Annotated in this window: 7 protein-coding genes; 6 read left to right on the top strand and 1 reads right to left on the bottom strand. The window is 68.1% G+C overall.

What is annotated here, in order from left to right:
* The first annotated feature begins 150 nt into the window (after positions 1-150).
* The 5 genes from VN419_RS03115 to VN419_RS03095 all read left to right on the top strand — a co-directional run bounded on the left by VN419_RS03115 (position 151) and on the right by VN419_RS03095 (position 5,242).
* Positions 151-1,194, top strand: a complete 1,044-nt coding sequence (locus VN419_RS03115; RefSeq protein ID WP_325644343.1) for an N-acetylneuraminate synthase family protein — start codon at positions 151-153, stop codon at positions 1,192-1,194.
* Positions 1,184-2,332: a UDP-N-acetylglucosamine 2-epimerase gene (neuC, locus tag VN419_RS03110; protein WP_325644341.1), complete on the top strand. Its 1,149-nt coding sequence runs from the start codon at positions 1,184-1,186 to the stop codon at positions 2,330-2,332. Before VN419_RS03115 ends, neuC begins: the two co-directional genes overlap by 11 nt.
* An 87-nt stretch (positions 2,333-2,419) precedes the next feature.
* Positions 2,420-3,178 (top strand): transporter substrate-binding domain-containing protein, encoded by a 759-nt coding sequence (locus VN419_RS03105; protein WP_325644339.1) that lies wholly within the window; start codon positions 2,420-2,422, stop codon positions 3,176-3,178.
* Positions 3,175-4,845, top strand: a complete 1,671-nt coding sequence (locus VN419_RS03100; protein WP_325644337.1) for a histidine kinase dimerization/phosphoacceptor domain -containing protein — start codon at positions 3,175-3,177, stop codon at positions 4,843-4,845. The genes VN419_RS03105 and VN419_RS03100 overlap by 4 nt, the downstream gene beginning before the upstream one ends.
* A 10-nt stretch (positions 4,846-4,855) precedes the next feature.
* On the top strand, positions 4,856-5,242 hold the full coding sequence (locus tag VN419_RS03095; RefSeq protein ID WP_325644335.1) for a response regulator: 387 nt from the start codon (positions 4,856-4,858) through the stop codon (positions 5,240-5,242).
* Between the two features lie 12 nt (positions 5,243-5,254).
* On the opposite strand, the gene VN419_RS03090 is transcribed toward VN419_RS03095, so the two are convergent.
* Positions 5,255-11,380 carry a PAS domain S-box protein gene (locus VN419_RS03090; protein WP_325644332.1) on the bottom strand — a complete coding sequence of 2,042 codons (6,126 nt, stop codon included), beginning with the start codon at positions 11,378-11,380 and terminating at the stop codon, positions 5,255-5,257.
* A gap of 276 nt (positions 11,381-11,656) precedes the next feature.
* Between VN419_RS03090 and VN419_RS03085 the strand changes: the two genes are divergently transcribed.
* Positions 11,657-12,277: a winged helix-turn-helix domain-containing protein gene (locus VN419_RS03085; RefSeq protein WP_325644330.1), complete on the top strand. Its 621-nt coding sequence runs from the start codon at positions 11,657-11,659 to the stop codon at positions 12,275-12,277.
* The last annotated feature ends 51 nt before the right edge of the window (positions 12,278-12,328 follow it).

The raw sequence follows: 12,328 nt of genomic DNA, 5'->3' as shown, positions 1-12,328 counted from the left end.
TCCAGGGGGTGCATACCCCCTGGCGGGGTCAAGGGGCGGCGCCCCTTGCTTCCCCCCGTCTCGCTCGCCGCCCGCCCCTCGCCTTGATTCTTCGCGCCCTTTTCTCTATCGTCCGCCCACGCTGACGCGAGTCAGGAAAAGGAGCCCGCAATGCCTGAAATCACCCTGGCCGGACGCAAGATAGGCCCGGATTACGCACCGCTCGTCATCGCCGAAATCGGCATCAACCACGAGGGCGACTACGCCAAGGCCGAGCGCATGGTGCGCGACGCCCACGCCGTGGGCTGCGAGTGCGTGAAGTTCCAGTGCCACGTGGTGGAGGACGAGATGAGCCCGCAGGCCAAATCCGTCATTCCGGGCAACGCCGATGTCTCAATTTATGAAATCATGGACCGCTGCCAGCTCTCCGAGGCCGACGAGCGCAAGCTCATGGACCTGGTGCAGAGCCTGGGCATGATCTATCTTTCCACGCCCTTTTCCCGCGCGGCGGCGGACAGGCTGGAGGGCATGGGCGTGCCGGGCTACAAGATCGGAAGCGGAGAGTGCAACAACTACCCGCTGGTGGACCACATCGCCAGTTTCGGCAAGCCGGTCATTCTCTCCACCGGCATGAACAGCATGGAAAGCGTGGCCAAGAGCGTAGATATTTTGAGAAAGCGCGGGGTTCCCTTCGGCCTCATGCACACCACCAGCATGTACCCCACCCCGCCGGAAAAGGTGCGGCTGGGGGCCATGGTCGAGCTCATGGAGGCCTTCCCGGACGCCGTGGTGGGCTTGTCCGACCACACGCTGACCATCTACCCGTGTTTGGGCGCGGCGGCGCTGGGCGCCTGCATGCTGGAGCGGCACTTTACGTCCGACAAAGCCTGGCCCGGCCCGGACGTGTTCCTGTCCATGGACCCCAAGGAGATGCAGGAACTCATAGAGGGCTCGGCCATCATCCAGAAGGCGCGCGGCGGCACCAAGGCCGTGCTGCCCGAGGAGCAGGTGACCATCGACTTCGCCTACGCCAGTTGCGTCACCATCGGGGCCATCAAGAAGGGCGAGCCTTTCACGAAGCAGAACCTGTGGGTCAAGCGGCCCGGCACCGGCAAGATCCTGGCCGAGCACTTCGAGGGGCTTTTGGGCCGTACGGCCAGCCAGGACATCGACGTGGACACCCAGCTCGACTGGAGCATGGTGGATGGCCGCTAAGCGCCGCATTCTCTTCATCACGGGCACCCGGGCGGACTTCGGCAAGCTGAAGCCGCTGATGCGAGCGGTGGAGGCCAGCCCGGACATGGAGTGCCATATTTTCGTCACCGGCATGCATTTGCTGGCGCGCTACGGCTACACCTACCGGCAGGTGGAGCGCGAGGGCTTCACCAATGTCTTCACCGCCATGAACCAGATGGGCGGCGAGGCCATGGACCTGGTGCTGGCGAACACCGTGCAGGCTCTGGGCAAGCACGTGGCCGAGGACGCCCCGGACATGATCGTGGTGCACGGCGACCGCCTGGAAACTCTGGCCGGAGCCATCGTGGGCGCGTTCCGCAACATCCTGGTGGCCCATGTGGAGGGCGGCGAGCGCAGCGGCACCATCGACGAGATGATCCGCCACAGCGTGACCAAGCTGGCCCACCTGCACTTCGTGGCCAACGACGAGGCGCGCGGCCGCCTGCTGCAGATGGGCGAGCACCCGGACACGGTATTCGTCATCGGCTCGCCGGACATCGACATCATGCTTTCGCCGGACCTGCCGAGCCTGGACGCCGTGCGCGAGCGCTACGACATCGCCTTCCCGCAATACGCGGTGGCCCTCTACCATCCCGTGACCACCGAGCCGGCCACCCAGGCGGAGCGCGCCCAGGCCTTCGCTTCGGCCCTGCTCGACTCCGGCCGGGAATTCGTGGTCATCTCCCCCAACAACGACGCGGGCAGCGAGCACATCCACAAAGCCTACGAAACGTTGAAAGACAACGCCCGCTTCCGGCTGTTCCCCTCCATGCGCTTCGAGTTCTTCCTGCGGCTCATGCAGAACGCCCGCTTCATCATCGGCAACTCCAGCGCGGGCATCCGCGAGGCCCCCATCTACGGGGTGCGCACCATCAACGTGGGTTCGCGGCAAAAGGGCAGGTTCCTGCACGATTCCATCCACAACGTGCCGGAGACCCACGCGGCCATGCTCGGAGCCATACAGCAGTGCTGGGACATGGAGAGCTGCTCCCCGTGCTACCACTTCGGACAGGGAAACAGCGTGGAGCTTTTCATGCGGCACCTGGGCGAACAGCAAGTGTGGAGCCTGTCCAAGCAGAAGCATTTCCAGGATATCTGCGGCACGAAACTGGGCTAGCGGCCTGTGCCGCCCGCAGCCAACCCCGGCTCGGCGCTTCAAACACGGCGCTTGCCCTGCGGCGCGGATTGTGGCTAAGGCATATTCATGCTCAAAGCGGGCTTTTTTCTTTCGCGCCTCGCGCCGGCCCTTCTTGCCGCTCTCCTCTTCCAGACGGCGGCCTTTGCCGCTGGCCCAGCCCAAGCCGCCCCCCTGGTGCTGAACACCGACGGCGCGCCGCCCCACGCCCGGCCAGACGGCACAGGCTTCGAGGACCGCATCGTGGCCGAGGCCTTCCGGCGCATCGGCGTGCCGGTGAAGCTCGTCATGCTCCCCTCGGAGCGCTGCCTGCAAAACGCCAATCTGGGCATCGACGACGGCAACTACGTGCGCGTCGCCGGGCTGGAGAAGACCTACCCGAACCTGATCATGGTGCCCGAACCCGTGAGTGAATTCGTGTTCACGGCCTTCACCCGCGCGCCAGAGCTCAAAATCTCCAGCTGGGCCGACCTGCGCCAGCGCCAGGTGGCCATCGTCAACGGCTGGAAGATCGTGGAGCGTCAACTCGCCGGAGCGCCAAGGCTCAAAACAGCGCGCGACGAAGAGGCCCTCTTCGCCCTGCTGGACAAGGGCCACGCGGAGGTCGTGGTCGCCGGCCTGCACGCCGGCCGCGAGATCATCCGCGTGCGCGGGTATCAGGGGGTGCGCGCGCTGTCGCCACCGCTGGCGGTGGAGCCCATGCACCTGTACCTGAACGCCCGGCACGCCGCTCTGGTGCCTAAACTCTCCGAAGCCTTGCGGGCCATGCGGCGCGACGGCACCCTCCCGCGCCTGACCAGGGCGGGCCTGGCTGGAAACGCCCCATGACGCAGTCCTCCCTCACCGTCGTCACGCCGCTTTCCACACGCCTGCTGCGGCGCCTGCTGCCCTTGTCCCTCGCGCTCATCATCTGCTTTGCGGGCTTGCGCGCCTGGTGGGAATACCAGAACATCCTGTCCGACGCCGAGCACCAGCTGGACCGCGTCATCAAGACGGAAACGCCTTCCCTGGCCCACAGCCTGTGGGACGTGAACATAGAACAGGCGGCCCTGCACCTTGAGGGCATCGTCAACCAGCCGGGCATCACCTACGCCGCAGTGAGCGACCAGGGCCGCACCGTGGTGGAGCGCGGCATACCCCTGACCAGCGACGTGCTGCTGCGCGCCGCGCCGCTGACGTACCAGCACGAGGGCCGGCCGGTGCCCGTGGGCCAGCTGCTTCTGCACGCCGACCTGGCCCAGGCCCAAAACCGGGCCCTGCGCGCCGCCTATTTCTCCCTGGGCCTCAGCACCGGCATGGGCGCAATCCTGTGCCTGGCCATGTTCCTGCTTACCCGGCGGATGGTCTCGCGCCATCTGGCCGCCGCCGCCCGGCACTTCCAGACCCAGCGCGTAAGCCAGACCGCGCTGGAATTCCGCGAGCTGCGCCTGGACAAGAAATGGACCGGCGACGAGCTGGACATCCTGTGCCTGGCCGTGAACCGCATGCAGGAGGACCTGGCGCACACTTACGCCCAGGCCGTTACGGCCAGCCTGGAGGCCAGAAGCCAGGCCCGCTTCCCGGAGGAGAACCCCAACCCGGTGCTGCGCATAGGCGCGGGCGGACAGCTGCGTTTCGCCAACCAGGCCAGCCAAGGGTTCCTCGCGCACATCGCCGCCGCCCCGGGGCTGCTCATGCCGGAGCCCTACCGCTCCATCGCGGCCACGGCCCTGGCCACGCAGCAGGTGCAGGACTTCGAGGTCGAGTTCAACGGCCGCTGCTATGCCTTCACCGCGCGGCCCATCCTGCCCGAGGGCTACGTGAACCTCTACGGCATGGACATCACCCTGCGGAAAAAGGCCATGGAGGCCATCCAGCGCTCCCTGGCGGAGAAGGAGATCCTGCTCAAGGAAATCCACCACCGGGTGAAGAACAACCTTCAGATCATCTCCAGCCTGCTCTTTTTGCAGATGGAATATGTAAGCCTGCCCCAGGACCGCGAGCTGTTCTCGGAGAGCCAGAAACGCATCCAGGCCATGGCCCTGGTGCACGAGGAGCTCTACGGCGCTGAGGACTTCGCCAGCGTGAACATGCGCGAATATGTGCCCAGGCTGACGGAACGCGTGCTGGCCGGAGCGGACATCCCCGTCCGGCTGGAGTGCCAGGTGGGCGACATCCACCTGCCGGTGACGCGCTCCATTCCCTGCGGACTCATCCTGAACGAGCTGGCGATGAACGCCGTGAAGCACGCCTTCCGGCCCGGACGGGGCAGCCGGGACGGCCAGGGCGAGGGACGGCTGCGCGTAAGCCTGCGGCGCGAGGAGGAGTTGCTGGTGCTCGAGGTGCGGGACAACGGCCCCGGCCTGCCGCCGAATTTCGACATCAACGCCGCGCCGACTCTAGGCATGACCCTGGTGACCAGCCTGTCGGAGCAGCTGGGCGGCGGCGTGAGCGCCCGGAACGCTGCGGAGGGCGGCGCGTCCTTCCGGCTGGAGATGCCCGCGGAGCGGGCGTGAGGGCGGCGCAGTGACGGCGATTCCTGACGCGGCCCACACCTTGAACGTGCTGGTGGTGGAAGACGAGCGCATCATCTCCCTGGCCCTGACCAGCATGCTGCGCGGTCTGGGCCACACGGTGGCGGGCTGCGTGCCCAGCGGGGAGGAAGCCCTGGAAATTGCAGCCCGGCTGAAGCTGGACCTGATCTTTCTGGACATCCACCTGGAAGGCGCGCTGGACGGCATCGCCACGGCGCAAACCTTGCGCGAACGCCACGGGCCGCCGGTGGTCTTCACCAGCGCCTACACCGATGCGGCCACGCGCGAGCGGGCGCTGGCCCAGGCTCCACTGGCCTTTCTGGCCAAGCCCGTCAGCCCGCAGGACATCCGCAAGCTGGTGGCCGCGCTGGCCGGGTAGCCCGGCCGGGGCTCAAGCGCCGGATTTCATCCCGCCGGAAGCGTCTCCGCCGGAATCACCACTTTCAGAACCATCGTGCTCCGGGGCAAGGCCAGGTTCCGGCTTTGGCGCGGGCAGGGCCAGGGGCAAGGCAGCCAGAAGCGCTGCGTGGGCCTGCTCCACCTGGTCGCACAGGGCCAGCAGCGGAACCACGGCCGCGCCCTCGGCCAGGGCGCGCTCCAGCGTGGCGGCGGCGGCGCTCACCGCAACCGCCCCAAGATTCCCGGCCACCCCGCGCAGGCTGTGGGCCAGTTGCCGGGCCTCGGCCATGTCCCCGTCCTCTATGGTGCGGCAAATGTTCGCGGCCTGCCCCGTGTAGCGCTCGGTGAACTGCTCCAGAAGCTCGCGGTACAGGGCGGCGTCACCGCCCAGGCGCTCCAGAGCCTCGGCCACATCCAGATCCGGCAGGCGCTGCGCGCGCGGAACATTCCGCCCGGCGCCCTTTGCAGCCGGGGAACGGAGAACCGCTCTGCCTGGGCCGGATTGCCCGTCCTGCGGCGCGGGCCGCTCCGCATGCCGAACGGCATGCCGCATGAGCGCCCCATACAGCGCGCCGGGAGCAATGGGCTTGGTCACATGGTCGTTCATGCCCGCGGCCAGGGCGCGGTCCCGGTCGGAGGCCAGGGCGTGGGCCGTCATGGCGATGACCGGCAGCCCCCTCAGGGAACCGGTCTCGCGGATGCGCCGGGTGGTTTCGAAGCCGTCCATGCCGGGCATCTGGATGTCCATGAGCACAGCGTCGAAGCTCTCCACCGCCAAAAGGGCCAGGGCGGTTTCGCCGTCACCCGCCAGGGTCGTCTCCACGCCCACGCGCTCCAGCATGCCCTGGGCCACCTGCTGGTTGATCTCGTTGTCCTCCACCAGCAGCACGCGCAGACCCGCCAGGGCCCGGCGCGCCGCCTCGGCCTGGTCCTGCGGGGGCCGGGCCGGGGTAAGAGCCTTGCCGCCGAAGACCTCGGCCAGGGTGTCCAGCAAAAGCGAGGGGCTCACCGGCTTCATAAGCAAGGCGGCGGCCAGCCCGCTTTCCGGCAGGCGGGCCAGGGTCTCCCGGTCATAGGCCGTAAGTATGACCACCGCGGGCTTGGGCAAAAGGGACGCGTCCTGGCTGATGCGCCGGGCGGTCTCGGCTCCGTCCATGCCGGGCATGCGCCAGTCCAGCAGGACCAGCTCAAAGGGCCTGCCCGCTTCCGCCGCCCGGGCCAGCAAAGCCAGGGTTTCGGCTCCGTCCGCGGCCTCCTCGGGCAGCATGCCCAGGCGCCGCAGGGCCGCGACCATTATTTCGCGCGCGGAGCGGCTGTCATCGGCCACCAGCACCCGGCGGCCCGCCAGGGAATCCGGCGCGGCCTCCCGGCCCTGCTCCGCCGCCAGGGGCAGGGTCAGTTCAAAGCGGAACTCGCTGCCCTGGCCCGGCGCGCTCGCAACGCCGATCTCCCCGCCCATGAGCTGCACCAGGCGCTGGGAAATGGACAGACCGAGCCCGGTGCCGCCGAAGCGCCGCGTGGTGGAGGCGTCGGCCTGGGTGAAGGGCTGAAACAGGTTGGCCCGCTGCTCCGGCGTCATGCCGATGCCCGTGTCGCGCACGGAGAAGGCCAGACGCGCCTGGCCGGGCAGGGACTCCGGCAGCGCGGACACAGAAACGCGCACTTCGCCCGCCTGGGTGAACTTCACCGCGTTGCCCACAAGATTCACCAGCACCTGGCCCAGGCGCAGAGGATCGCCCACAAGGCGGCGGGGCACATCGCCGCCCACGTCGAGCAGGAGCTCCAGGCCTTTTTCGTGGGCCTTCACGGCCAGCAGGCCCGCAAGATCGTCCAGCACGAGGTCCAGGTCGAAGTCCACGGACTCCGTTGCCAACATGCCCGCCTCCACCTTGGAGAAGTCCAGGATGTCGTTCAGGATGCCCAGAAGAGAGCGGGCAGCCCGGTCGATCTTGGTCAGGTAGTCGCGCTGCTTGGGCGAAAGCTCTGTTGTCAGGGCCAGGTGGGCCATGCCGATGACCGCGTTCATGGGCGTTCTTATCTCGTGGCTCATGTTGGCCAGAAACTCGCCCTTGGCGCGGCTGGCGGCCTCGGCCTGGGCGGCCAGGGCCTCGGCCCGGGCGGTGGTGATTTCCAGCTGGCGGCCCGCCTCGCGTACGCGCTCCTCCATCTGCCTGCGCAGGGTGATGTCGAGCATGAATCCGCTCCAGACCGTGCGCGCCGAGTTCCCCAGCTTCCGCGCGCGCGACATGAGGTGCACCCACTTCACCTGGCCGGAGGGGGTCAGGATGCGCACCTCGGCGTTGAAGACGCCCCCGTCCTCAGCGGCCGCGCGGTCCTCGGTCAGCAGGCGCTCCAGGTCCTCCGGATGCACCAGGGGCAGAATGCCCTGGCGGCTGCCTATCACGGTCTCCGGCTCGACCTCGAAAATCTCGCTGAAGCGCGGGCTCAGATATTCATACCAATGCTCGCCGCCTTCCTCCTGCACAAAGTCGTACAGCACCAGGGGCACGGTGTCGGCGATGCGCCGGTGGCGTTCCGTGGCTTCGCGCAGGGCGGCTTCCATTTCCGTGCGCTCGGTGATGTTGTAGAGCACGCAGTGGGTGCGCAGGAAATGGCCAGAGGGGTCGCGCTGCACGCGGCCCTCCAGCATCACGGAGAGAATCCGCCCGTCCCGACGCACCAGGCGCAGCTCCCCGGAGTTCCGCCCGGTTTCCAGGAAGTGCGTGAAGTTCTCCGCAAAGCCCGGCTGGTCCTGCGGGGGCCAGAACTCGCTGAAGCCGCGCCCCAGCAGTTCCGCCCGATCGTAGCCCAGCAACGCCTCGTATTCGTCGTTCACGTCTGTGTAGCGGCCCTGCTCGTCCAGGGACTGGTAGGCCACGGGCGCGTTCTCGAACAGCATGCGGAAGCGGCTCTCGCTCTCGGCCAGGGCCTGCTGACCCATCTTCTGATCGGTGATGTCGGAGCAGAAGCCTTCCATGTGGGCCACGCGGCCCTGCGCGTCGTGCACCGCGCGGATGCTTAAGGAAACCCAGCGCGACTCGCCCTGGAGGGTCTTGCGCTCCACCTCGTAGTTCAGCACCTCGCCCTTTTCGGCCAGCTCGGCCAGCAGCCGCTCGCGGTCCAGCGGGTTTTTGTACACCTGCTCGGCGATGGAGGTGACGCTCTGCACCATGGCTTCCGGGCTTTCGTAGCCGTACATGCGCGCATAGTACGGGTTCACCTCCAGGTAGCGGCCCAGCGGCGTGGAGCGGAAAATGCCCACCGGTGCGTTGGCGTACAGCTCGCGCAGGGCCTTTTCACTCTGGTTCAGAGCCTCCTGGCCGGCACGGCGTTCGGTGATGTCGGAGACGAAGCCGTGCCAGAGGGTGCCGCCGTCGGCCTCGCGCTGGGGCACGGCGTTGCCCGCCAGCCAGCGCACCTCGCCGTCCTCGAAACGCACGCGGTACTCCAGCTGCCAGGGCTTCAGGCTCCGCGCGCTCTCCAGGATGGACTCGTCCAGAAGCTCGGCGTCATCTGGATGCACCACGCTGTTCACGGCTTCCGCGCTGTGGCGCAGGATTTCCGGGTCCAGGCGGTAGATTTCGCGCACGCCCTCGCTGACGTAAGGGAAGCAGGAGGAGCCGTCGGGCTTCAGCAGGTACTGGAAGACCATGCCCGGCACACGGCTGGCGATCTTTTGCAAACGTCCGGCCAGTTCGTGGGCCTCGTCCTCGGCCCGCTTGCGCTCGGTGACGTCAAAGAAGGTCACCAGCACGCCGCCGTCCAACAGAATGCCGGAGGCGATGACCGTGCGTTCCTGCCCGTCGCGGCAGGTCATGCGGTATTCCTGGGCCTCAACGTCGCTGCCGGTCTCCATGGCCTTGGCGACCGCCCCGTACCACATGAGCCGGGCGCGTTCCCGGTATTCCGGGTCCGGGTGGGCCAGCTTGGCCCAGTCCTCGATGGTGGGGATCTCCTCCTTGGCGTAGCCGAAGGTCCGCAGGAAGCGGTCGTTCACGTCCTGGAACGCGCCCTCGCCGGAAAGATAGGCCATGGGCACCGTGGAGGAGTTGAAGAGCTTGCGGAAGCGGGTCTCGCTCAGGCGCAGGGATTCCTCCACCTCCTTGCGTTCGGTGATGTCCTCCTTCACTGCCAGATAGTGGGTGATGGCCCCGGAGGCGTCGCGCACGGCGGAAATGGACGCCGATTCCCAGTATTCGCTGCCATCCTTGCGACGGTTCTTGAACTCGCCGCGCCACAGCCGCCCGGCGCTGATCTCCTCCCACATGCCGCGGTAGCTTTCGGCCGGCATGTCGCCGGATTTGAGCATGCGCGGGTTCTGGCCCAAGGCCTCCTCCGGAGTGTAGCCGGTGGTCTCGGTGAACTTGGGATTCACGTACTCGATTTTTCCGTCGAGCCCGGTGATGAGCACCGTGGCCGGGCTTTGCTCCACCGCGCGGGAAAGCTTTCGGGCCACCTCCTCGCTCTTGCGCAGGGCCTCCTCCCGCGCCAGGATGCCCTGGTCCGTGCGGCGCAGAAGGACGAAGACCACGGCGAACAGGAAGGCCAGCAGGCTGCCCAGCCCGGCCGCGGCCAGCAGCGTCAAACGGCGGAACTCGGCCTTGTCCGCGCTGGTGTCCTGCATCACGAGCATGCGGGCGTGGTCCTGGCCGGAGAAGTCCACGAGGGGGAAAGTGGACACGGCCCACTCGCGCCCCAGGGCGCTCACCTCGCGCAGGAAAATATCGTCCCCGTCGAAACCCCGCACCGCATCCAGCAGCTCCCGCGGGAGAAACCCCATGGTGCTGTACAGCAGAGCCTCGTTCTCCGTGGCGTCCCAGACGCCCTCCCGCCCGGCCAGGCGCACGCCCTGCTCCCAGACGTCGCGCTCCAGGCCTTGCTTGCGCACCAGCACGGCCAGTTCCGTGCCCTGGTCCGGCAGCATGCCCAGCACCACGTCGTCGATCTCCTGGCCGAGCTCCACATAGCCCACGCAAACTCCGCCCAGGTAAACGGGCTGCACGGCGCGCAAGGTGAAGTTGCCCAAAACGCCGAGCTCCACGCCCGAAACGGACCTGCCGCTGCGCCGGGCCTCGGCCAGGGTGCGCCGGGCGATGACGTCGCCGGAGCGTTCCGGGCTGTGCATGCGCAACAGGCACACGCCGTCCGGGGCGATGAAATACAGTTGGGTCACGCCGTGCTCGCGGCGCAGGTTGGCGTAGAGCTGCTGGTGCATGCGCCGCAGGGCGTTGGCGTCGCCCTTCTTGAGCAGCGCGGGCAGCTCGCGGGCTTCCGCGTCCACAATGCCGCCCAGGATGGCCCGCAGGTAGGCCCCCTGCCCGGCCACGGATTTCTGGAAGGCCAGGGTCAGGTCGCGCACCTGCTGCCCCACGGATTCGCGCATCCGGCTCTGCTCGCGATGGCGCAGCACGGTGCCGAAACCCGCCACCAGCACCAGCACCATGAGCAGCACAGGCGGCAACAGCCGCCACATGACAGGCCTGCCGCCCGGCTGAACGCGCTCCGCCGTGGCCAAGAGCCAGCCCACCAGCGCCAGGGCCAGGGCCAGAACACCGGCGGGAAGCGCGGCACGGCCGGCCTGCTCTGCCCGCCAACCCTCGGCGTCCATGTGCAGCACCAGGGCCAAGGGCGCGCCGCCGCCTGGGGCCAGGGGCATATATACGGCCACCCGCAGGGGTCCGCCGTCGCTCACCGGCCCCACCACCCCCGGCTGCCCCTGCGAAAGCGCCAGGGCCAGGGCCTGGGCGTCCGCCCCGGCGAAGCGGTAGGGCTGGGACGCTGTTGACGGGGGCGCGGCCTCGGCCTGGGCCAGCACGGCGGGCGCGCCCGTGGCCCACTGGCCCGCCAGGAGCGCCCGGCGGCAGCCCGGCAGGCTGCCGCGTATGGCCTCCAGCTGATGCTTGATCCGCCCGGTCTCGTCTGGAGTCGCCGTTGCAGGGGACACCAGCCCCGCGGCGGAGAGCTGGTCGCGGGAGAGCAGCTGCGAGGCCAGGCGCGAGGTGGCCAGCAGTTCGTCGCGCATCTGCGAGTCGGCCCTTTGGGCCAGCCACCAGGAGAACAGCGCCACGCTGCCCACCGCGAAGAGAAACAAGAGTGCGCTCAGGCGCCGAAGAACCATGAAAACCCGCCCGGCAGGGGAGATCGGGCCAGCCTTGACGCCAAATGGACCGGCTGGCTTTTTCCGCGCTGCTCACATGTGATTACTATTCCATAGCTCCCCCCATGGAGGAGCACAAGGCCCGCGGCGCACCGCGCGCACCCCCATCCTGTGTCAGACCATGCGCAAGAACGCGCATCTCGACACTTCGCGGCCCCCTCGTGCATACACTTATGCCAACATTGACATAACGCATATGCCGCGCGCTGACACAGTTTTCAAGAAGGATGGGCACCGATGGCACATCGGGCTGAGATGCAGGAGCAGCCGGACGGGCGGAACGAGACCGGCCCGCCTTTCGCCGCGGGCAAAGCCCCTGCGGCTGCGCCGGTCATCCGCCTGCACCTGTGGCTGGAGCACGGCGAGGAGCTGTACTTCGGCATGGGCCGCGCCCAGCTGCTCATGAACGTGGAACGCCTGGGGTCCATCAAGCGCGCGGCCGAGCACATGGGCATGAGCTACCGCGCGGCCTGGGGCAAATTGCAGCAAAGCGAGCGCGCCCTGGGCGTGAAGCTGCTGGAGAACCGCGGCGCGAAATGCGAAGGCCTGCGACTGACCGACGCGGCCAGGGCCCTGGTTTCCGCCTTCGAGACCTGGTTCGCGGCGGTGGAGCGGGCCTCGCAGGAGGCGGCCGAGCGCCTGCTGCCCTTCGGCGTGCAGCCCTTTGCCCCTGCAAACCGGCCCGGCGGCCAGCCTGACGACCTACCTGACGACCAGGGTGAAGGCCAGCGCGGCGAGCCCGACGCCCTGCGCGGCATTGCCGCCGCCGCCCCGGCGGACATGGCGTCCCCTCCTCCCGCGCACGCTCGCCCCGCGCCTGTGCCCCACGGCCTGGGAAGCGCCCTGTCCAGCTCCTGACCAAGTCCTTGAGCAGGTTCGTGGCAATATTTCATGCGGACCGGCCTTCTT

The organism is Humidesulfovibrio sp., assembly GCF_035560995.1.
GTDB lineage: Bacteria > Desulfobacterota > Desulfovibrionia > Desulfovibrionales > Desulfovibrionaceae > Humidesulfovibrio.
The sequence above is the reverse complement of the archived record's forward strand: the minus strand, read 5'-3'. Positions and strand labels throughout refer to the sequence as shown.

Excerpts from the sequence above, each read along its gene's own strand:
- VN419_RS03115 (WP_325644343.1), top strand. The coding sequence starts at position 151 with ATGCCTGAAATCACCCTGGCCGGACGCAAGATAGGCCCGGATTACGCA.
- neuC (WP_325644341.1), top strand. The coding sequence starts at position 1,184 with ATGGCCGCTAAGCGCCGCATTCTCTTCATCACGGGCACCCGGGCGGAC.
- VN419_RS03105 (WP_325644339.1), top strand. The coding sequence starts at position 2,420 with ATGCTCAAAGCGGGCTTTTTTCTTTCGCGCCTCGCGCCGGCCCTTCTT.
- VN419_RS03100 (WP_325644337.1), top strand. The coding sequence starts at position 3,175 with ATGACGCAGTCCTCCCTCACCGTCGTCACGCCGCTTTCCACACGCCTG.
- VN419_RS03090 (WP_325644332.1), bottom strand. The coding sequence starts at position 11,380 with ATGGTTCTTCGGCGCCTGAGCGCACTCTTGTTTCTCTTCGCGGTGGGC.
- VN419_RS03085 (WP_325644330.1), top strand. The coding sequence starts at position 11,657 with ATGGCACATCGGGCTGAGATGCAGGAGCAGCCGGACGGGCGGAACGAG.